The organism is Skermanella rosea, from assembly GCF_016806835.2.
Classification (GTDB): Bacteria; Pseudomonadota; Alphaproteobacteria; order Azospirillales; family Azospirillaceae; genus Skermanella; species Skermanella rosea.
This window is the reverse complement of sequence record NZ_CP086111.1, coordinates 6,050,810-6,069,928: the sequence shown is the minus strand read 5'-3', so window position 1 is coordinate 6,069,928 and position 19,119 is coordinate 6,050,810. Positions and strand designations below refer to the sequence as shown.

The following is a 19,119-nucleotide window of genomic DNA, read 5'->3' as shown; positions in this document are numbered from 1 at the left end:
CGGGCCGGTTCATACCGCCACTTCATAATGGTCGGGATCGGCCTGGACAAGCCTGACGCTGGGCGGCGCCCCGCGGTCCGCGTCCCGCTCCAGGATGGCCCGGACGGCGGCGGCATCGAGGGTTTCGTCGCGCAGCAGGCCGTCGGCCAGTTCGTGCAGGCGGGGCAGGTCGGCGGCGATCAGGTCGTATGCGCGGCGGTATGCCGCGTCGATGATGCCCCGCACCTCCTCGGCGACCTGGGGCGACAGCGCGCCCGGCTCGCCGGCGGGGGAGCGCGCGGCGGTCGCGGCGGCCGGTGCCGCGCCCCCGCCGTAGGCGACCATGCCGAATCGGTCGGACATGCCCCAGGTGGTGACCATCTTGGTCGCGATGTCGGTCGCCATCTGGATGTCGCCGGCGGCCCCGGTGGTCACGAATTCCCTGCCGAACACGATCTCCTCGGCCGCCCTGCCGCCCATGGTCACGTCCAGCTCGGCCTCCAGCCGCGCCCGGGACAGGCAGAAGCGGTCCTCCAGCGGCAGCCGGACCATCATGCCCAGCGACCGGCCGCGCGGCACGATGGTGACCTTGTGGACCGGGTCGGAATGCCTGGAGCGCCAGGCGACCAGCGCGTGCCCGGCCTCGTGGAAGGCGGTCAGGCGGCGCTCGTCCTCGGACATGACGGTGGCCTTCTCGCCGCCCATGACGATCTTGTCGCGGGCCTGCTCGAAGTCGGCCATGGAGACCAGGGAGCGGCCCGAGCGGGCCGCCCGGAGCGCCGCCTCGTTGACGACGTTGGCGAGGTCGGCGCCCGACATGCCGGGCGTGCCGCGCGCGACCAGCGTCAGGTCCACGTCGGCGTCCAGCGCCACGCGGGCGGCATGAACCGCCAGGATGGCGGCGCGGCCCTTGATGTCGGGATTGCCGACGAAGACGTGCCGGTCGAACCGGCCGGGCCGCACGATCGCCGGGTCGAGCACGTCCACCCGGTTGGTCGCCGCGATCACGATCAGGCCGCTGGCCCGGGCGAAGCCGTCCATCTCGGCTAGGAGCTGGTTCAGGGTGTTCTCTGTCTCGATCTGGCCGCCGGTCGGCGAGGTGGCGCCGCGGGCCCGGGCCAGCGCGTCGATCTCGTCGATGAACAGGATGCAGGGCGCTCGCTTGCGGGCGTCGCGGAACAGCCGGCGGATGCGCGCGGCGCCGACGCCGACATACATCTCCACGAAGTCGGACCCGGTGACGGCGTAGAACGGCACCCCCGCCTCCCCCGCCACGGCGCGGGCCAGCAGGGTCTTTCCGGTGCCGGGAGGACCGACCAGGAGGACGCCCTTGGGGATGCCGGCGCCGATGCCCTTGAACCGGGCCGGGTGCTTGAGGAAATCGACCAGCTCGGTCAGTTCGGCTCTCGCCTCGTCCACGCCGGCCACGTCGGAGAACCGGACGTGGGAGGTGGCGGTGCCCGCCTTCTTGACCGGCGAGCGCATCATGCCGACCATGAAGACCAGGGCGAAGGCCAGGAAGCCCACCATGTTCAGCTTCAGCAGCACGTCGAGCCAGCGGTTGGTGGTCAGCAGGGCGCCGCCCTCCGCCGGCTCGACGGTCATGGGGATGCCGGGGGCCGCGACCGCCTGACGCAGGGCGTCGGTCCACAGGACGGTGGTGACGCCCTGGACGCCGTCGCGGTCGGTGAATTCGATCCGGTTGCCGGCGACGGCGAGGGAGGCGATCCGTCCGGCGGCGAGACGATCGGCGAACTCGCTCTGCCCGACCTCCTGCCGGTCGATCCGGCTGAGCAGTGCCGCCGCACCGCCGGAGCCGGAGGCGTAGACATAGGCCAGCCCGGCGCCGCCGGTAAGCGCCCCGGTGACGACCAGGGCTGCCACGATCGAGATCACCCGCGCGTGCCGTTTAAGGAAGGTTTTCATCAGCGACCCGGAGAGTCTGAGCATGATTGAGACAAAAGCAGAGGCCCTGAGTACAGAAACATAGTTAATAAGACGTATGCGCGGCGGCGCGGCACCGGGGCCGCGGCGCTTTCGACATGGATCTTGACGCCCTCCCCCGCTCCGGCTAGAACCCGCGAAACGTGGTGATTTGGCGACCGGCTTGCAGGCCACGTAAAATAAGCTGCTAAAAAGGTTTGGAGTCGCATCCGCGCCTCGATCCCTTGTCGGTCGGGGCTTTCTGTGTACCCGCAACGGCGGGCGGAGCGACGACACCATGACCAAGAACGATACTTTCCCCGAGAACGGCAATCCCGCGGCCACCCCCGCGAAGCTGCGGCCGCGCACCCGCATGGTCCATGCCGGGACCCTGCGGACCGGCTTCGACGAGACCTGCGAAGCGATCTTCATGACCTCGGGCTATGTCTACGGCTCGGCGGAGGAGGCCGAGGCCGCCTTCGCGACCGACGGGCTGCGCTATGTCTATTCGCGCTTCCGCAACCCGACCGTCGCCATGTTCGAGGACCGGCTGGCGGCGTACGAGGGGGCGCAACGCTGTTTCGCCACCGGCAGCGGCATGGCGGCGGTGTTCGCGGCCCTGATGTGCCAGCTCAAGGCGGGCGACCGCATCGTGGCGCCGCGCGCGCTGTTCGGGTCCTGCCTGCACATCGTCAAGAACCTGGCACCCCAGTACGGGATCGAAACGACCCTGGTGGACGGCACCAAGGCGGAGGAGTGGCGCGAAGCCCTGGGCCGCCCGGCCAACGTCGTGTTCCTGGAGACGCCGTCCAACCCGATGCTCGACATCGTGGACCTGGGCCTGGTCTGCGAACTGGCCCATGCCGCCGGCGCCCGCGTGGTGGTCGACAACGTGTTCGCGACGCCGGTGCTCCAGCGGCCATTGGAGTTCGGCGCCGACATCGTGGTTTATTCAGCGACCAAGCATATCGACGGCCAGGGCCGGTGCCTGGGCGGTGCCATCCTGTGCGACGACAAGTTCGCCGAGACGCTGGCCCCCTTCCTGCGCCACACCGGCCCGGCGCTGAGCCCGTTCAACGCCTGGCTGCTGCTGAAGGGGCTGGAGACCATGGACCTGCGGGTCGCCGCCCAGACCGACGCGGCCCAGCGGATCGCGGAGTTCCTGGACGGGCACGCCAAGATCGCCAGGACGCTCTATCCCGGCCTGAAGAGCCATCCCCAGTACGAGTTGGCGCAGCGCCAGATGGGCGGCGGCAGCACGCTGATCGCCTTCGACGTCGCCGGCGGCAAGGCGGAGGCATTCCGGCTGATGAACGGGCTTCGGATCGTCAAGATCTCCAACAACCTGGGCGACAGCAAGAGCCTGATCACCCATCCCGCGACCAGCACCCACCAGAAGCTGACCGACGAGGACAAGGCGGCGGTCGGGATCAGCCCGGCCAGCATCCGCCTGTCTGTCGGGCTGGAGGACGCTGCCGACCTGATCGAGGATCTGGACCAGGCGCTGGCCCGGATCTGATTTAGGCATTTCGAAAGTGTGAAATGCGGGATTTCACACTTCAGCTTGCACGCCTCGCCCCCTCCCTCTATATAGCCGGGCTTGTAGTTTCGGCTTTCGTCCAGGGAGTTCCCGTCATGTCGACTCTGTTGTCCAAGGCGCGCCGTCTCGCGGCCGCAGCCGCTGTTCTGATCGCCGGCGGCGCATCGGCGGCCCAGGCCGCCGACGTGCGCGTCGGGTTCATCCCCGTGGTCGGGTCCGGACAGCTGTTCGTCATCGACGGCGAGGGCTGGGCCAAGGACGCCGGGCTCAACCTCAAGCTCACGCAGTTCGAGTCGGGCCCGGCCATGATCAGCGCCCTGGCCTCGGGCACGCTCGACGCCTATTACGGCGGAATCGGCCCGATCATGGTGGCGAGCGCCCGCGGCATCGACGTGAAGGTCTACGCCTCCGCCGCGATCGAGGAGATGACCGTGGTCGGGCGCGGCGGTTTCGGCACCCAGGCGAACGCCGCGACCGCCGCCGGCTTCAAGGAGTTCGTCGAGCAGGAGGGCCGCCCGGTCCGCATCGCGACCCAGCCGCCCGGATCCGTGCCCGACACCGTCCTGCGCTACTGGCTGCAGAACGTCGTGAAGGCCGATCCCGCCACTTACCAGATCACCGCCATGGGGATCGAGGCGACCCAGCAGGCGCTGCTGGCCGGCGCCGTCGATGCCGCGACGATCCGCGAGCCGACCCTGACCGTGGTCCGGCAGCGCGATCCGAACACCAAGCTGCTGGCGCTGGGCGGCCAGATGCTGCCCAACCAGCCGGGTTCGGTGCTGGCGCTGACCGGCGCCTTCGTCAAGGCCAACCCCGAGGCCGCCAAGACGATCGTCGCGCTGAACACCCGGGCCACGACCCTGCTGAAGGAGGAGCCGAACCGGGCCGCCAAGCACCTGCAGAAGGGCCTGGGCAAGGGCATCACCGACCTCGCGACCTTCGAGAAGGCCGTGGTGTCGCCGGCCAGCAAGTTCGTCGCCGACCCGATGACCATCAAGGACGCCACCGGGGTGATGCAGGACTTCCAGCTGCAACTGGGCGTGCTGGAGAAGGCGGCCGACCTGAACGTGCTGTTCGACGACAGCTTCTACCGGGCAACGGCGCGCTGAGCGCGCGCCTCCGTTCCGGCACCGTGACGTTCCGCTGATGCAACGATCCCTGCTCGCCCTCGTCGGACTGGCCGCCTTCCTGATCCTGTGGGAGGCGGTCCCGCGCCTCGGCCTGGTTTCGCCGCTGTTCCTCCCGCCGCCCACCAGCCTGCCGCAGGCTTTCCTGCGCGAGATCTCGGGCGGGTTCTGGCTGGACGCGGTGGTCGCGAGCCTCCGCCATTACCTGCTCGGGCTGGCGCTCGGCACCGGCCTGGGCGTGGCGCTCGGCATCGCGACGGCGCTCTACGACAAGCTGGAGGCGGCGCTGTCGTGGGTGATCCGGCTGCTGCGGCCGGTCCCGGGCCTTGCGTGGGTCCCGTTCGCGATCGTCTGGTTCGGCATCAGCGAGGCGGCCGCGACCTTCATCATCATCATTGGCGTGTTCTGGATCAACTACTACGCCGCCTACGGCGCCGCCAAGGCGATCGACAAGGACCTGCTGGAGGTGGCCGATGCCTTCGGGCATCGCGGCACCTGGGCCAAGCTGGTCAAGATCGTGCTGCCCGGATCGACCGCCGGCATCCTGGCCGGCGTGCGGACAGGGCTGGGGCAGGCCTGGATGGCGGTGGTCGCGGCCGAGCTGTTCGGCGTGCCAGGCTTGGGCCAGCGCATGATCCAGGCGTCCAGCCTCCTGGCGACCGACGTGGTCGTCGTCTACATGATCACGATAGCGGCGCTGTACGGCCTGACCGACGCGCTTTTCGTGCAGATCAGGGACCGGTTGCTCAGATGGCAGCGCTAACCGAAAACGTCGTCGATATCCGGGACCTCGCCATCGCCTATGGCGCGGCCCCGCCGGTGCTGTCCGGCTTCACCGCGGAACTGGAGCGCGGCTCCTTCACGGCGGTCGTCGGGCCGTCGGGCGTTGGCAAGTCGACCCTGCTGCGCGTGCTGGCCGGGCTGACCGCCCCCGCCGCGGGCACCGTGCGGATGCCGGTCGGGGCCGAGACGGGCCGCCGCCCGGTGGCCCTGGTCTTCCAGGAGGCCCGGCTGCTGCCCTGGCGGCGGGTCCTGGAGAACGTCGCCTTCGGGCTTGAGGGCACCGGGCTGCCGAAGGCCGACCGGCTGGCCCGCGCGCGCGACACGCTGTCGCTGGTCGGCCTCGCCGACATGGCCGGGCGCTGGCCCCACCAGCTGTCCGGCGGCCAGCGCCAGCGCATCAACCTGGCCCGCGCCCTGTCGGTGCGGCCGGACCTGCTGCTGCTGGACGAGCCGTTCTCCGCCCTGGACGCGATCACCCGGCAGAGCCTGCAGGACGAACTGCTGCGGCTGTGGGGCGAGACCGGCACGACCATGCTGTTCGTGACCCACGACCTGGACGAGGCCGTCTATCTGGCGGACCGGGTCGTGCTGCTGGGCGGCAAGCCGGCCGGGATCGTCCGCGACTTCGACGTGGACCTGGCACGCCCGCGCGAACGGGACACCGTCCACTTCGCCGACACCGTCCGAACCATCCGGGCAGCCCTGTCCGAGTCGGTCAGCGACGGCGCCGGCATCTGAGATTCCGGCACCCTGTTTTTTTTGCACTGCAGCATTTTGGATGCGGAACGCCGCGGCTTGGGGTACGTTGCCCTTGTGTGAGGCACCGCCGGCCTTCCCGCGCGCGCGCCGCTTTCCATAACGATGTGAAACCCATGATGATCGCTTCCCCGCGCGCTATCGCCGCCCACCGCCGCAATCTCGGCCGCCTCGTCGCAGCAGGGCAGGATCTCGCGCGCACCGCCGAAAAGACCCAGGAGATGGCTCTCGCCTCGGTGCAGACGATCGGCTACCGCACCGCGATGATGATGCAGGCGGTCGGCGACCCCGTGGCGATGACCAATCCGGAATTCACCCTGATGGGCCAGGAGAAGATCGAGGCGGCCATCGAGTCCCACCACGCGATGATGGACAGCTACAGGGCCATGTTCGAGGGCTGGAGCGCGTGGTTCATGGGCCAGGCCGGCACGACCACGAAGGCCGTGACGGAGCTGGCGACCTGCCGCACGCCCGCCGACATCGTCCGCGTCCAGCAGAACTATGTCCAGTGCAGCTTCGTCAATGCCACGAACGCGGCAATCAAGCTGACCGAGGCCGTGATCCGGATGGCCGATGCGGGGCTGGTGCCGATCCACAAGGTGGCTTCCGCCAACGCCGCGCGCCTCGCGAACGAACGCGCCTGACCGGCGCGCCCGGCGCCGCGTCATCCTGCTGCGGCGCCCGCCACGGCGCTTCCGCCGGTCCCTTCGGAAGCCGCCGGGCGGCGGGGCGGCGGCACCGCCATCCCCCGCCCCGAGACCGCGCGGTCGACCCCGGCGGCGACCACGCGCCAGCAATGGTCGGCCAGCGCCTTGCGGCTGCCGAACGCCTCCACGTCGACCGGCTCGTGGAATTCCACCTGCACCGTCACCCGGCCCAGCTTGACCATCTGCCAGACATGGCCGACCAGCTCCATGTCGCCGTACCAGGCGTAGAACGGCCGCAGTGCCCGTCCCAGGGGGATCCCGTCCAGCTTGACCGCGGTGACCGACACCGGCTGGACCCTGATCGGACGGTCATCCACACGAAGCGCAGCGACGCTGAACAACGCCGTCTTGAACGGCAGGGTCCGGTTGCCGTCGGAGGAGGTCCCTTCGGGGAACAGGATCAGGATGTCGCCGTCCTCCAGCCGGCTGCGCATGTCGTCGCGGTGGGTCCCGGCGTTGCGCGCCTTGCGATCGACGAACACGGTCTGCTGGAGCTTGGCCAGCAGGCCGAAGAAGGGCCATCCCCCCACCTCCGTCTTGGCCACGAAGGAGCCGGGAACCAGCGAGCCCAGGACGATGATGTCCAGGTAGGAGGAATGGTTGGAGACGACGAGCGTGGGACGCGACAGCGCCGGCCGGCCCGTCACGGCGACCTGCAGGCCCAGGATGCGCGTGCAGGCCGCGTGGTAGGCCCTGGGCAGGCGGTGGCGCAGGGGTGAGCGCAGCAACACCAGCAGGGCCTGCACCGGCATCAGCAGGACCGTGAAGACGCCGTACACGACCAGGCGGGCGATGCCGAGCAGGGGCGACCCCATGGGACCGTCGGGTTTGCGCGCCGTCATCCGGATGCCGCCCTCGTCATGCCGCGGTCACGATACCAGGGCGTCCCGCCGCCGTTCGTAATGCTTGGAATACTTGTCGGTGACCTGGTCCGTCTTGACCACGATGCAGACGTCGGTGGTGTTGAACTGTTCGTCGATCACGGCGCCGTCCCCGACGAAGCCGCCCAGGCGGAGATAGCCCTTGATCAGCGGCGGCAGCAGGTTCAGGGCCGCCCGCATGTCGATCTCGTGCTCTTCCATCAGGTTCATGCCGGTGTAGCGGTCCGGCAGCGCCACCGGCCGCAGGCCCGGGGGAGCCAGATGGTTGTGGTGCAGGAAGGAGAGCGGCAGGGCCAGCTTCCGCGGATCGGTGCCCGGCAGGCTGGCGCAGCCGAACATCAGGGCGATGTCGTACTGGAAGACATAGGCTGCGATGCCGCGCCACAGGAGCTGCATGGTCGGCCGGGAGCGGTAGGCGGCGTCGACGCAGGAGCGGCCCAGTTCCAGGACCTCCCCCGGATAGCCCGCCAGCAGCGAGATGTCGTATTCGTCGCTGGAGTAGAACCGGCCGGCGGAGCGGGCGGCGGGACGGCGGATCAGCCGGTAGGTTCCGACCACGCCGGAGGCACCGGAGCCCAGGTTGTGGTCGATGACCAGGAGGTGGTCGCAGACCCTGTCGAAGCTGTCGAAATCCCGGCCCCGGGCCGCCATCTCCGCGGTCGGCCGGGCCGCCATCTCGGTATAGAACACTCGGTATCGCAGCGCCTGGGCTGCATCAACCTCGGCCGAGGATTCGGCCAGTCGGACTTCCAGGTTGCCGGAGCGGAGATCGCTCTGGACAAGCTGATCGATCATGAGGTCGGCCATGCTCTCGCTTGCGGTGCTCGGGTTGCACATGCATGGCCAGCCGCCGCTTGGCCGCGATCAGGGACCATCCCGGGCGGGAGGGCGATCCGCGGAACGGCGCGCACCATGCCGACGGGACGGGCAGTCGACTCCAGGGAGGCTGCAACGTTCCATCGTCCGACACGCATACCACAAAGCGCTAGGCCAAGGTCAACTGAGTCATTTATTTGTAATCATCGCCAGCCGCACAAGTACTGGCAGTAGTAGCTGCGACGCGTCGTCACCCCGCCTCCGCCGCGCGCAGGCATCCGGTAACCATCAGTCCGGTCATTCCAGCAAGGCCGACCCGGCCCGGGAGCCGATCGGAAGATCAGGCGCCGCCCGGGGCCGGAACGTCCCGGGCACCTGGAGCATCCGATCGGAACCGGGGTGCCGGCCCCCCGCCGTCAGGCCGCGCCGCGCCGGGCGCGGGTGCCAAGGCCGATCTGCTTGGCCAGCTTGCTCCGCTGCTTGGCGTAGTTCGGCGCGACCATGGGATAATCGGGGGGCAGCTGCCACCGGTCGCGATATTCCTCCGGCGTCATGTCATAAGCGGTTTTCAGATGCCGCTTCAGCATTTTGAGCTTCTTGCCGTCCTCCAGACAGATTATATACTCTGGAGTAACCGACTTCTTGATCGGAACCGCTGGTTGAGGACGCTCCACGACCGGCGCCGGCTCGACGCCAACATTGGCGAGGGTCCTGTACACCTGCTCGATCAGTTGGGGCAGGTCTGTAACGGCCACTGTATTGTTGGAAACATGAGCAGCCACGATCTCTGTCGTCAGAGACAACAGCTCGTTGGATGGGGATCCGTTGTTCATCTATCTTTGCTCCAGGGGACCGACAAACTGTGATATAAGTCTTCTCCGCGAGCAACGCAATAACGATCTACTGCGAGTGAAGAGCACATTTTGAGCACAGCAATGTCAGCGGATTACTTCCTCGATATCACAGCGGACGTCTGCCCGTTAACCTTTGTCCGAGCCAAGTTGCGGGTCGAGCGCATGGCCCCCGGCGAAACCCTCGAAGTCCGCTTGAATGCTGGGGAACCCTTGGAAAACGTGCCCAGATCGTTGATCGAGCTGGGCCACTCCGTACAGGGACCAGAACCGGAAAATCCCAGTGCTTCGGAGGGGGTCCACCGGCTCTGGGTGATCAAGCGTTAACTATGGTTCGTATTAAGTTGGAATAGTTCCAACTTCATGACAATAGCTGCGGTTGCTCCGTCTATTCGGCGATAATAGTTTGGTCTGCGACCAATTTCGAGGAATCCTCGGCGTCTATACAGACAGAGGGCCGGCTTGTTGTCCTCGGCGACCTCCAGGAACAGGCTTTCGGCCCCGCATTCCCTTGCCGTGTCCGCCGCCGCGGCAAGCAGAGCCCGGCCGGCGCCGGCACGGCGCGCGCCGGGATCTATGCCGATGGTTATAATCTCCCCCTCCCCCGCCGCGACGCGGGCCAGGACGAAACCGACGGGGCGCGGCTCCCCGGGGGGACCGGCGTCCGCGAGGAAGGCGAACATGCCGGGCGTCTCCAGCAGGCGACCAATGGCCGCAGCACTCCACGGATCCTCCGGAAAGCAGGCGGCGTGAAGGCAGCCGAGGATCTCGCGGTCGGCAGGGCCGGCGGGCTGGAGCCTGACCGCTCCGGGACCGGCCGCGCCGGGGGTTTCGTCGCCGGGCCTCATCGCGTCCGGGGCGGCGGCAGCGTGACGTCGGGCGGGCGAAGATAGAGGGGCTGGGGCGGCCCCTCCCCGGCTCCGGCGAGGCCGCGCAGGGCCACCAGCCGGGCCACGTGGGCCGCGTCGGGCAGTCCGGGGCCGGCGGCGACGCGGAGACATGCTGGCATGCCCCCCTCCCGCGCGCCCAGGGCGGCGGCCAGGCGGGCGGCCGCGTCGCCGGCAATCAGCCAGGGGCCTTCCGGCAGGTCCAGGTCCGCGGGCCTCACGGCCCGGGGAATGTCCAGCGGATTAAGGTCGATATCGAATGATTGGACGAAAATATCTTCTCGCCGCGACTCAAGGGCGACCAGCAGCGGGCATCCGGACCGCTCCGCCGCGGGCACGCCGTGGGCGACCGCCTCGAAGCTGGTCACCCCGACCAGCGGCAGCCCGGAGGCCAACGCGATCCCGCGCGCGGCGGCCAGCCCGATCCGCAGGCCGGTGAAGGCGCCCGGCCCGACCGTGACGCCGAGCCCGTCGAGCTGGCCGAACGCCACGCCGGCCTCGTCCAGCACGGCCTGGACCATGGGGATCATGACCTCGGACTGGCCGCGATCCATCGCGGCGAAGCGCCGGGCGACCACGGCGCCGTCGGACCAGAGCGCCGCGGAACAGGCGCCGGTGGCGCTGTCCATGCCGAGGATCCTCATGACCTATCTTTCACGCGGGGCATGCTAGACACGGATACGAACCTTCTTCATTGCCGATCCTTCAGGAATCCAGATGACGTTGTTAGAGATTGCGTCGCCCGATGTCGATATCGACCTGATTTACGCGACCCCGGCCAACATCACCGGGCGGGCGATCTATCGCCGGGCCGTCTGCCTGCTGCATCCCGACGCCGCGGCGGCGCTCGACCGGGCGGCCCGGCTGGCGCTGGGCCAGGGATGCCGGCTCAGGGTCTACGACGCGTTCCGCCCGGTGGAGGCCCAGTGGAGCCTGTGGCGGGCCTTCCCCGACCCGGAATTCATCGCCGACCCGCGGCAGGGCTCCACTCACGCGCGCGGCGTCGCGGTCGACCTGACGCTGGCGGACGCCGGCGGCACGCCGCTCGACATGGGGACGCCGTTCGACGACCTGACGGCGCTGTCGCACCACGGGTCGACGGCGGTCCCGCCGGCCGCGCAGGCCAACCGCAGCAGGCTGCTGGGCATCATGGCGGCGGCGGGCTGGCGGCACTACGCGTCGGAGTGGTGGCATTACCAGCTGCCCGACGCCGGACGCTACCCCCTGCTGTGGGACGGCGCCGCCGGCGGCCGGATGATGTGAGGCTCCCGCTGCCGGCCGGAAGCGGCAATCTTGTTGCGGCACTCCATTTGTGTCACAAGGAAGCCGTTCGGAGACGCATGGCCTTGAAGCTGTTCCACATGGCAACGCCGGTCCGCCGGTTCGCCGCCGCCCTTCTCTGGCTGACCCTGCTCGGCGGGGGCCGGGCCCATGGCGAGGTGCCGGTTTCCGGGCCGCCGGACCAGGGCGCCGGCGCTGTCGTGTTCGCCTATGGCCGGTTCGGCGAGGACCAGTACGGGCCGGCCGGAATCGGGCTGGACCAGTTCGACCAGCACTTGGCAGAGCTGTCCGACGGCGCCTACACGGTGATGCCCCTGCCGGCGATCCTCGACAGGTTGCGGCGGGGCGCCCCCCTCCCGGACCGGACGGTGGCGCTGACCATCGACGACGCCCACCGCTCCGTCTACCGCGAGGCCTTCCCGCGGCTGAAGCAGGCAGCCCTGCCCTTCACCCTGTTCGTGGCGCCGGACCCGATCGACGCCGGCTCGCAGAGCCACATGACCTGGGCGCAGGTGCGGGAGGTCGCGAGGGCGGGCGCCGTCATCGGCGTGCTGCCCGCCGCCGGCCTGTCGATGCCCCAGCGCACGGTGCAGCAGAACGCCGCCGACCTGGCCAGGGCGGTGGAGCGGGTCGAGGCGGAACTGGGCGTGCGGCCGACCCTGCTGGCCTATCCGTTCGGCAGCTACAGCCTCGCGGTGCGCGACCTGGCGCGGCGCCAGGGGTTCGACGCCGCGTTCAGCCAGTCCTCGGGCGTGGCGCACGCCCGCTCGGATGCGCTGGCGCTGCCCCGTTTCTTCATGAACGACTCATTCGGCGGGATCGACCGCTTCCGGCTGGCCGCCAACGCCTTGCCGCTCGCGGTGGCCGACGTGACGCCGGCCGACCCGATGCTGCGGTCCCCGCCGGCGCTGAACCCGCCCAGCGTCGGCTTCACCGTCACCGGGGAGCTGCGGGACCTGGACCGGCTGGCCTGCTTCGTGTCGGGCCAGGGCCGGGCGGCGCTGGAACGGCTCGACGGCAACCGGATCGAGCTGCGGATCGCCGAGGAGATGCCCCCCGGCCGGACCCGGCTGAACTGCACGCTGCCGGCGGCCGACGGCCGCTGGCGCTGGTTCGGCATGCAGTTCCTGGTGCCGGACCCGTGACAGGTGCCCGGAAAGGGCGCCGGTCAGTAGGCGGCGTTCTGGCGGACTTCGACCACTTCGGGGATGTAGTGGCGCAGCATGTTCTCGATGCCGGCCTTCAGGGTCGCGGTCGAGCTGGGGCAGCCGGCGCACGAGCCCTTCATGTTGAGGTAGACGACGCCGTCCTCGAACCCCTGGAAGGTGATGTCGCCGCCGTCCTGGGCCACCGCGGGGCGGACCCGGGTGTCGAGCAGCTCCTTGATCTGGGCGACGATCTCGTCGTCGTCCTCGTGGGCGGCATTGTCGTCGGCGGCCGTCTCGATCAGGACGGGACGCCCGGCGGTGAAATGCTCCATGATGACGCCCAGGATGGACGGCTTCAGCAGGTACCAGTCGCGGTCCTCGCCCTTGGTGATGGTGACGAAGTCGCTCCCCAGGAACACCCCGGCGACACCGTCGATCTCGAACAGCCGTTGCGCCAGCGGCGAGCGGGCTGCATCCCCGGGCGTCGGGAAGTCGGCCGTGCCCCGCCCCAGGACGTCGCGCCCGGGCAGGAATTTCAGGGTCGCGGGATTGGGCGTCTGTTCGGTCTGAATAAACATGTATCTCTCCTTCCCACCATCATCACTGGCGAGCTTCCTCGGAAATGGGCAGGATCGTATCGCAGATCAAGCATAACCAGCACCGGCGAAAGGATACAGCGGGACCGCCATGATCACCGAGCCGACCCTCGACGCCAGCCCGAGCCCTCCGGAAGTCGGCGCGATCCTCAGCCGGATGGAGCTGATCGACTGGCTGATGGAGGACGGCAGGCGGTCCGCCAGCATCGCGGCGCTGCTCGACGCCTTCTGCAAGCGGCTGATCGAGGGCGGGGTGCCGCTGTTCCGCGCGGCCTGGCAGGTCCGCATGCTCCATCCGCAGATCCGCGGCATCACCTTCAACTGGCTGCGGGACCGTGACGGCGTCGAGGAGATCGAGCGCGAGCACGGCACCGAGCTCCGGCCCGAATACCTGAACAGCCCGATCGGCGCGATCATCGAGGGCGGGGCCGACGCCATGCGGTACCGGATCGAACAGCTGGATCCGCCCTACCCCTACACGATCCTGGACGACCTGAAGGCGCAGGGCGGCACCGACTACGTCGCCATGCCCATGCGCTTCTCGACCGGCCGGCTGAACGTCGCGACCTGGACGTCCAACCGGCCGGGCGGCTTCACCTCCGACCAGCTCACGCTGATCTACGACGTGATGCCGGCGCTCTCCACCGTGCTGGAGACCATGGCGCTGCGGCGGCTGGCGGTGAACGTGCTGGACACCTATGTCGGGCGCGAGGCCGGCACCCGCATCCTGTCCGGCGACATCCGGCGCGGCACCGGCGAGACCCTGCGCGCCGTGCTGTGGTACTGCGACCTGCGGGGCTTCACCAGCCTGGCGGACCGGCTGCCGCTGGCCGACCTGATCGGCCTGCTGAACGGCTATTTCGAGATCATGGGCGGTGTCGTGCAGGCGCGGGGCGGCGAGATCCTGAAATTCATCGGCGACGCCATGCTGGCGATCTTCCCGCTGCCGGAAGGGACCCCGCCGGACGGCAAGGTCCATGACGCGCTGGACGCGGCGCTGGAGGCGGTCGGCCAGATGGAGACCCGCAACCGCGAGCTCCAGGCGTGGGGGCTGCCGACGCTGAAGGCGGGCATCGCCATGCATGTCGGCGACGTCATGTACGGCAATATCGGCGCGCCCGACCGCCTGGACTTCACCGTGATCGGGCCGGCGGTCAACCTGGTCAGCCGGATCGAGGGGCTGTGCGCCGAGATGGGCCGGCCGATCCTGACCTCGGAGGCGTTCGCGTCGGTCTGCCCGCCGCGCCTGACCTCGCTGGGCTACCAGCCGGTCAAGGGCCTGCGGGAGCCGATCCAGGTGTTCGGCCCGGCGGCGTGACGCCGGTCCCCGGAGATCGCTCAGGTGATCAGGTCGAGCTGTTCGCGCCTCAGGCTGCCCGGCACCAGGGTCAGGGGAATGCGCAGCTTGCCGACGCCCTTGCCGGCCAGATGGGTGACCAGCGGGCCGGGCCCTTCCGGGCCGGTGCCGGCGGCCAGCACCAGGATCGAGATCGACGGTTCCTCGTTGATCAGGCCCAGCAGCTCGTCGCGCCGCTCGCCCTCGCGGACATAGAGGATCGGCAGGGTGCCGGTGATCTCGTTGACCTGCTTGGCGTGGCGCTGGAGCACCTGCTCGGCCTCGGTCCGGCGCTCCTCCCGCATGATGTCCTCGACCGCGATCCAGTGCTGGAAGTCGCTGGGCTCGATCACGTAGAGCAGCGCCACCCGGCCGCCGGTGTTGCGCGCCCGCAGGCAGGCGTAGGTCAGCGCGATGTTCAGCTCCTCGCTGTCGTCGACCACCACCAGGAAGATGCGCTGGTGAGTTGCCGAAGCCGTGGTCCCGGGATCGCTCATGTCACACCTTTCGGAAGATCGCGCCGGCCAGCCAACCGGCCGCCACCGCGAAGATTATGGCCGAGATTCCGTACAAAGTGGACTGCCTCACCGCGAATTCGAAGATCTCGGCGCTGAAGCCCACCTTGCTGACCGTCAGCGGCGTGGTCTGGGCGCTGACCACGTCGCCGTCGCGGATCAGGAAGACGCTGACCGTGTAGGCCCCGGTCGGCACGTTGGCCGGGAAATAGACGTTGGTGCGGAACAGCCGCTCGCCCAGGAACGCGACCTGCCCGTGGGCGGTGCCGTACAGGCCCAGCTCCTGCTTGTTGCGGATCAGCGCCTCGCGGAACTCCCGCACCCGGTCGGGTGCCGCGCGGCTGGAGGCGGCGGGGACAAGCCGAAGGTGCGACAGGCCGATCTCGTGCCGGGCCAGCACGGCGTCGCCGACGATCTGGTCGAGCGGGCGGTTGGTCGCGACGCTGTAGAAGCTGGGCGCCTGCTGGAACTCCATGCTGGCGGCGTTGATCCAGATGCCGGCGATCCGCGACTTGCGGCGGACCATCACCTCGCTGGGCGGACCCTGGACCACCACGGCCACGTCGCCCGGGCCGTCGATGGCGCCGAACAGCACGACCTCGGTCCCGACGAAGCCGGTGTTGATGGCGATCAGGTGGTTCGACAGGTCGGCCACCAGGGATTGCGCCCAGGCGCTGCGCGGCAGCTGCCCGCCTGCGGCCAGGAGGGCCAGCAGGAGAGCGGACAGGATTGCCGCGGCGATCCCGGTCGGAACGGATGGACGCTTCACCGGTTCGGCCTCACCGGTCCACCGGGACCGTGATGGAGTAGAGATTGGGCGGCGGCACGACCAGGTCGAAGGCGAGCCGCAGGGCCACCGCGACGACCAGCAGCGCCAGCAGCGCCCGCGCCTGCTCGCCGCGCAGGTAGCCGCTGGCCTTGGTGCCGAACTGGGCGCCGATCACGCCGCCGACCAGGAGCAGCAGCGCCAGCATCACGTCCACCGTGTTGTTGGCCGCCGCCTGGAGGAAGGTGGCGATGGCGGTGGTGAAGATGATCTGGAACAGCGAGGTGCCGGCCACCATGGCGGTCGGCATGCCGAGCAGGTAGATCATGGCGGGCACCAGCAGGAAGCCGCCGCCGATGCCCATGATCGCCACCAGAAGCCCGCCCACGAAGCCGATGCCGCCGGGCAGCAGCGCGCTGATGAACAGGCGCGAGCGGTGGAAGCGCATCTTGAACGGCAGCCCGTGAAGCCAGGTGTGCTTGTGCAGCTTGCGCCGGACGGCGGCCTTGCGGCCGCGTAGCAGGGCGCCGACGCTCTCGATCAGCATCAGCCCGCCGATCACGCCCAGGAACAGCACGTAGGAGAGTGCTATCACCAGGTCGATCTGGCCCAGTTCCTGGAGGATGCCGAAGATCCAGACGCCCAGCGCGGTGCCGAATGCCCCGCCGACCAGCATGACCAGCCCCATCTTGACGTCGACGTTCTTGCGCCGCCAGTGGGCGAGCACGCCGGAGACGCTGGCCGCGACCAGTTGGTTGGCCTGGGTCCCGACCGCGATCGCCGGCGGCACGCCGATGAAGATCAGCAGCGGGGTCATCAGGAACCCGCCGCCGACCCCGAACATGCCGGACAGGAAACCGACGACTCCCCCCATGATCAGGACGAGCAGCCCGTTGACGGACATTTCTGCAATGGGAAGATAGACTTGCATGGTCGGCGGGGGTACCGGAGGACGGGCCGGTACCTTAACCTTACGCACGGGGCCGGCAAAGAGCTTTCGGGTCCCGGGAGGATGCCGCATGATGGAACGACGCATCGCGATCGCCGCCGCCATGTCCTGCCTGATGGCGACCGCCGCCGCAGACGACGGCGCCGCCGCCGCGGACTGGCCGCCCCCGGTGCCGGCCGGGCTGGACGCCTACGCGCAGTGGGAGCGGTGGCCCTACCAGCGGATCGGCGTCCGGGCCTACATGAATTCCACCTTCGACCGCGAGGGCGGCAACCGGACCGCCGACGCGTCGCACTTCCTGTACGGCGAGCGGCCGGACTTCAACGTGACGCTCGACGTGCTGGGACCGGGGATCCTGTATTTCGTGCGGACGAACCACTGGCACGGCAGCCCATGGCATTACGAGGTGGACGGCACCGACCATGTGGTGCGGGAGACCAGCACGGCCGGGCCGGAATCGCCGACCCCCGGCTCCACCTTCCAGCCGGTCGAGGCGCTGCCGCCGCCGCTGGCCTGGTCCTGGTCGACCACCCGGGGCGCCGACCTCAACTGGGTCCCGGTCCCGTTCGAGCGGTCGCTCCGCCTGGCCTATGGGCGGACTCACTACGGCACCGGCTATTACATCCATCACCGCTTCGCCGAGGGGACGCCCCTGACGTCCCGGCCCCGTGCGTTCGACCTGCGGACGCCGCCCGACGCGGCGGTGCTCGACCTGATCGGGCGGTCCGGCACCGACATCGCGCCGCCGGGGACCGCTGTTTCGGAGCGGGCGGCGCTCTCACCCGGCAAGCCGCTGACCCTGTTCCGGCTGGACGGACCGGCCATGGTCCGAGCCTTGAAGCTGACCGTGCCGCGCGACCGGGCGCTGGAGCTGTCCGATGCCCGGCTGAGGATCACCTGGGACGGCAGGGCGGAGCCGTCGGTCGACGCGCCCCTGGCGCTGTTCTTCGGGGCCGGACTGCTCTACAACCGCGATGAGGCGGAATACCTGGTCAAGGCGTTCCCGGTCGGCATCCGCTACGACGGCGACCGGGTCCATCTGGACTGCTATTTCCCGATGCCGTTCTTCCGCGGGGCGGTGGTGGAGCTGGTGCCTCCCGGCGGCTTGGCCGCGCCGGTGGACCTGGCGGCGGAACTGCGCCATGAACCGTTCCGCGACCGCCCGTCGGCGGTGGGGTATTTCCACGCCACGTACCGGGACCATGGCGGCGGCGAGCCGGGCCGGGACCATGTGCTGCTGGACACGCGCGGGATCGAGGGCAGCCGGGACTGGTCGGGCTCGTTCGTCGGCACCTCGTTCACCTTCACCGACCGGGCGGAGTTGGGAACCCTGGAGGGTGACCCGCGCTTCTTCTTCGACGACGCGAAGAACCCGCAGGGCCATGGGACCGGCACGGAGGAGTGGGGCGGCGGCGGCGATTACTGGGGTGGGCGGACCATGACGCTGCCCTTCGCCGGCCATCCCATAGGCGCCCCGACGCCCGCCGAGGCCAAGGCGCCGGCCGACCTGGTCCATTCCGCCTATCGGTTCCTGCTGGCCGACCTGTTCCCGTTCGGCCGCAACGCCCGCATCCAGTTGGAGCATGGCGGGACCAACGACATGGCCGAGCGCTACCGGACCGTGACCTACTGGTACGGGCTGCCCGCCGCCTCGCTGGCCCGGACCGACGCGCTGGAGATCGGCGACGCGGCGTCCGAGCGGGCCCACGGCTACCGCTCGCCCGACGCCACGGCGCCCCGCGCGCTGACCACGCGCCGCATGGGGGTTCCCGATCCGGGGCAGGAGACCCGAACGGTCCGCTACACGACGGGTGCGTCGGAGTTCACGCTGGGCATCCGGCCGGACAATCGGGGGGTGATGCTCCGCCGAACGCTGGACTACGGCATGCCCGACCAGCGCGCCGCGGTCTTCGTGGCCGACGGCGCCGACGCCGAGCCGGTCTGGGAGCCGGCCGGCACCTGGTACCTCGCCGGGTCGGACACGGTCTACCACAGCTTCCCGCCGGGCGAGCTGGACCCGCCGGCCCCCGTGGTGGTGACCGCCGGCCGCCGGCTGGCCGAGGACGAGTTCCTGCTGCCGCTGCACCTGACCCGGGACCGCTCCTCGATCCGGGTCCGGGTCGCGTACGAGCCGGTCGGCCGGCCGCTGCTGCCGGGAATGCCGGTTCCGGAATCGGCCTGGTCGGAAATCGGCTACGAAGCCTGGTGCTGGGTGGAGCCGGAGTTCGATCCGGGGCGATGACGGCGCCCTTCCCAGCGGCCTGCATCTCGGCTAGAT

At 69.6% G+C, this 19,119-nt stretch carries 20 protein-coding genes and 1 riboswitch; of the genes, 10 read left to right on the top strand and 10 right to left on the bottom strand.

All coding sequences use genetic code 11. The features are described 5' to 3' along the window. Positions 1-9 precede the first annotated feature (9 nt). Positions 10-1,905, bottom strand: coding sequence for an ATP-dependent zinc metalloprotease FtsH (gene ftsH, locus JL101_RS28440; protein ID WP_203098618.1), 1,896 nt, complete (start codon positions 1,903-1,905; stop codon positions 10-12). Positions 1,906-2,056: 151 nt separating this feature from the next. Further along, a riboswitch (SAM riboswitch) is annotated at positions 2,057-2,135 on the top strand. 65 nt (positions 2,136-2,200) lie between these two features. Here ftsH and metZ point away from each other — a divergent pair. The 5 genes from metZ (at position 2,201) to JL101_RS28415 (ending at position 6,752) form a co-directional block, all read left to right on the top strand. Beyond that, positions 2,201-3,421, top strand: coding sequence for an O-succinylhomoserine sulfhydrylase (gene metZ / locus JL101_RS28435; RefSeq protein ID WP_203098617.1), 1,221 nt, complete (start codon positions 2,201-2,203; stop codon positions 3,419-3,421). 116 nt (positions 3,422-3,537) lie between these two features. Then, positions 3,538-4,551, top strand: coding sequence for an ABC transporter substrate-binding protein (locus tag JL101_RS28430; RefSeq protein ID WP_203098616.1), 1,014 nt, complete (start codon positions 3,538-3,540; stop codon positions 4,549-4,551). Between the two features lie 37 nt (positions 4,552-4,588). Beyond that, entirely contained in the window at positions 4,589-5,332 is a 744-nt protein-coding gene (locus JL101_RS28425; RefSeq protein WP_203098615.1) for an ABC transporter permease, read from the top strand. Next, positions 5,320-6,090 (top strand): ABC transporter ATP-binding protein, encoded by a 771-nt coding sequence (locus JL101_RS28420; RefSeq protein WP_203098614.1) that lies wholly within the window; start codon positions 5,320-5,322, stop codon positions 6,088-6,090. The genes JL101_RS28425 and JL101_RS28420 overlap by 13 nt, the downstream gene beginning before the upstream one ends. Positions 6,091-6,224: 134 nt before the next feature. Then, positions 6,225-6,752, top strand: coding sequence for a phasin family protein (locus tag JL101_RS28415; RefSeq protein WP_203098613.1), 528 nt, complete (start codon positions 6,225-6,227; stop codon positions 6,750-6,752). A gap of 20 nt (positions 6,753-6,772) precedes the next feature. Here the strand turns inward: JL101_RS28415 and JL101_RS28410 are convergent, their stop codons facing one another. The 3 genes from JL101_RS28410 to JL101_RS28400 all read right to left on the bottom strand — a co-directional run bounded on the left by JL101_RS28410 (position 6,773) and on the right by JL101_RS28400 (position 9,345). Beyond that, positions 6,773-7,657, bottom strand: a complete 885-nt coding sequence (locus JL101_RS28410; RefSeq protein ID WP_228435209.1) for a lysophospholipid acyltransferase family protein — start codon at positions 7,655-7,657, stop codon at positions 6,773-6,775. A 27-nt stretch (positions 7,658-7,684) separates the two neighbouring features. Further along, the gene (locus tag JL101_RS28405; RefSeq protein ID WP_203098612.1) at positions 7,685-8,503 is read right to left on the bottom strand and encodes a GNAT family N-acetyltransferase; all 819 of its coding nucleotides are present in this window, start codon (positions 8,501-8,503) and stop codon (positions 7,685-7,687) included. Positions 8,504-8,928: 425 nt separating this feature from the next. Further along, positions 8,929-9,345, bottom strand: coding sequence for a MucR family transcriptional regulator (locus tag JL101_RS28400; RefSeq protein ID WP_203098611.1), 417 nt, complete (start codon positions 9,343-9,345; stop codon positions 8,929-8,931). Between the two features lie 102 nt (positions 9,346-9,447). On the opposite strand from JL101_RS28400, the gene JL101_RS28395 reads away from it, so the two are divergent. Continuing rightward, entirely contained in the window at positions 9,448-9,690 is a 243-nt protein-coding gene (locus JL101_RS28395; protein WP_203098610.1) for a sulfurtransferase TusA family protein, read from the top strand. On the opposite strand, the gene JL101_RS28390 is transcribed toward JL101_RS28395, so the two are convergent. After that, positions 9,687-10,046, bottom strand: a complete 360-nt coding sequence (locus JL101_RS28390) for a GNAT family N-acetyltransferase (RefSeq protein WP_407697372.1) — start codon at positions 10,044-10,046, stop codon at positions 9,687-9,689. The genes JL101_RS28395 and JL101_RS28390 overlap by 4 nt on opposite strands. Positions 10,047-10,207: 161 nt before the next feature. Then, positions 10,208-10,894: a tRNA (adenosine(37)-N6)-threonylcarbamoyltransferase complex dimerization subunit type 1 TsaB gene (tsaB, locus tag JL101_RS28385; protein ID WP_203098608.1), complete on the bottom strand. Its 687-nt coding sequence runs from the start codon at positions 10,892-10,894 to the stop codon at positions 10,208-10,210. A 73-nt stretch (positions 10,895-10,967) separates the two neighbouring features. Between tsaB and ddpX the strand changes: the two genes are divergently transcribed. Next, complete coding sequence (gene ddpX, locus JL101_RS28380; RefSeq protein ID WP_203098607.1) at positions 10,968-11,513, top strand: D-alanyl-D-alanine dipeptidase; 546 nt, start codon at positions 10,968-10,970, stop codon at positions 11,511-11,513. Between the two features lie 77 nt (positions 11,514-11,590). After that, complete coding sequence (locus tag JL101_RS28375) at positions 11,591-12,676, top strand: polysaccharide deacetylase family protein (RefSeq protein WP_228435208.1); 1,086 nt, start codon at positions 11,591-11,593, stop codon at positions 12,674-12,676. Between the two features lie 23 nt (positions 12,677-12,699). Here the strand turns inward: JL101_RS28375 and JL101_RS28370 are convergent, their stop codons facing one another. Beyond that, complete coding sequence (locus JL101_RS28370; protein WP_203098606.1) at positions 12,700-13,257, bottom strand: NifU family protein; 558 nt, start codon at positions 13,255-13,257, stop codon at positions 12,700-12,702. A 109-nt stretch (positions 13,258-13,366) separates the two neighbouring features. Between JL101_RS28370 and JL101_RS28365 the strand changes: the two genes are divergently transcribed. Beyond that, positions 13,367-14,593: an adenylate/guanylate cyclase domain-containing protein gene (locus JL101_RS28365; RefSeq protein ID WP_228435207.1), complete on the top strand. Its 1,227-nt coding sequence runs from the start codon at positions 13,367-13,369 to the stop codon at positions 14,591-14,593. Positions 14,594-14,613: 20 nt separating this feature from the next. On the opposite strand, the gene JL101_RS28360 is transcribed toward JL101_RS28365, so the two are convergent. Genes JL101_RS28360 through JL101_RS28350 form a run of 3 tightly spaced genes read right to left on the bottom strand, consistent with a single transcriptional unit; the run spans position 14,614 to position 16,823 of the window. After that, positions 14,614-15,108, bottom strand: coding sequence for a universal stress protein (locus tag JL101_RS28360; RefSeq protein WP_203098605.1), 495 nt, complete (start codon positions 15,106-15,108; stop codon positions 14,614-14,616). 1 nt (position 15,109) lies between these two features. Continuing rightward, positions 15,110-15,895, bottom strand: a complete 786-nt coding sequence (locus tag JL101_RS28355) for a TIGR02186 family protein (RefSeq protein ID WP_203098604.1) — start codon at positions 15,893-15,895, stop codon at positions 15,110-15,112. A gap of 10 nt (positions 15,896-15,905) precedes the next feature. Beyond that, positions 15,906-16,823 carry a sulfite exporter TauE/SafE family protein gene (locus tag JL101_RS28350; RefSeq protein WP_203098603.1) on the bottom strand — a complete coding sequence of 306 codons (918 nt, stop codon included), beginning with the start codon at positions 16,821-16,823 and terminating at the stop codon, positions 15,906-15,908. An 88-nt stretch (positions 16,824-16,911) separates the two neighbouring features. Here JL101_RS28350 and JL101_RS28345 point away from each other — a divergent pair, with 88 nt between their 5' ends. Beyond that, positions 16,912-19,083 carry a DUF2961 domain-containing protein gene (locus JL101_RS28345; RefSeq protein ID WP_203098602.1) on the top strand — a complete coding sequence of 724 codons (2,172 nt, stop codon included), beginning with the start codon at positions 16,912-16,914 and terminating at the stop codon, positions 19,081-19,083. Positions 19,084-19,119: the final 36 nt, after the last annotated feature.

Coding starts and splice junctions, on each gene's coding strand:
- ftsH (WP_203098618.1), bottom strand. CDS start 1,905: ATGAAAACCTTCCTTAAACGGCACGCGCGGGTGATCTCGATCGTGGCA.
- metZ (WP_203098617.1), top strand. CDS start 2,201: ATGACCAAGAACGATACTTTCCCCGAGAACGGCAATCCCGCGGCCACC.
- JL101_RS28430 (WP_203098616.1), top strand. CDS start 3,538: ATGTCGACTCTGTTGTCCAAGGCGCGCCGTCTCGCGGCCGCAGCCGCT.
- JL101_RS28425 (WP_203098615.1), top strand. CDS start 4,589: ATGCAACGATCCCTGCTCGCCCTCGTCGGACTGGCCGCCTTCCTGATC.
- JL101_RS28420 (WP_203098614.1), top strand. CDS start 5,320: ATGGCAGCGCTAACCGAAAACGTCGTCGATATCCGGGACCTCGCCATC.
- JL101_RS28415 (WP_203098613.1), top strand. CDS start 6,225: ATGATGATCGCTTCCCCGCGCGCTATCGCCGCCCACCGCCGCAATCTC.
- JL101_RS28410 (WP_228435209.1), bottom strand. CDS start 7,657: ATGACGGCGCGCAAACCCGACGGTCCCATGGGGTCGCCCCTGCTCGGC.
- JL101_RS28405 (WP_203098612.1), bottom strand. CDS start 8,503: ATGGCCGACCTCATGATCGATCAGCTTGTCCAGAGCGATCTCCGCTCC.
- JL101_RS28400 (WP_203098611.1), bottom strand. CDS start 9,345: ATGAACAACGGATCCCCATCCAACGAGCTGTTGTCTCTGACGACAGAG.
- JL101_RS28395 (WP_203098610.1), top strand. CDS start 9,448: ATGTCAGCGGATTACTTCCTCGATATCACAGCGGACGTCTGCCCGTTA.
- JL101_RS28390 (WP_407697372.1), bottom strand. CDS start 10,046: ATGTTCGCCTTCCTCGCGGACGCCGGTCCCCCCGGGGAGCCGCGCCCC.
- tsaB (WP_203098608.1), bottom strand. CDS start 10,894: ATGAGGATCCTCGGCATGGACAGCGCCACCGGCGCCTGTTCCGCGGCG.
- ddpX (WP_203098607.1), top strand. CDS start 10,968: ATGACGTTGTTAGAGATTGCGTCGCCCGATGTCGATATCGACCTGATT.
- JL101_RS28375 (WP_228435208.1), top strand. CDS start 11,591: ATGGCCTTGAAGCTGTTCCACATGGCAACGCCGGTCCGCCGGTTCGCC.
- JL101_RS28370 (WP_203098606.1), bottom strand. CDS start 13,257: ATGTTTATTCAGACCGAACAGACGCCCAATCCCGCGACCCTGAAATTC.
- JL101_RS28365 (WP_228435207.1), top strand. CDS start 13,367: ATGATCACCGAGCCGACCCTCGACGCCAGCCCGAGCCCTCCGGAAGTC.
- JL101_RS28360 (WP_203098605.1), bottom strand. CDS start 15,108: ATGAGCGATCCCGGGACCACGGCTTCGGCAACTCACCAGCGCATCTTC.
- JL101_RS28350 (WP_203098603.1), bottom strand. CDS start 16,823: ATGCAAGTCTATCTTCCCATTGCAGAAATGTCCGTCAACGGGCTGCTC.
- JL101_RS28345 (WP_203098602.1), top strand. CDS start 16,912: ATGATGGAACGACGCATCGCGATCGCCGCCGCCATGTCCTGCCTGATG.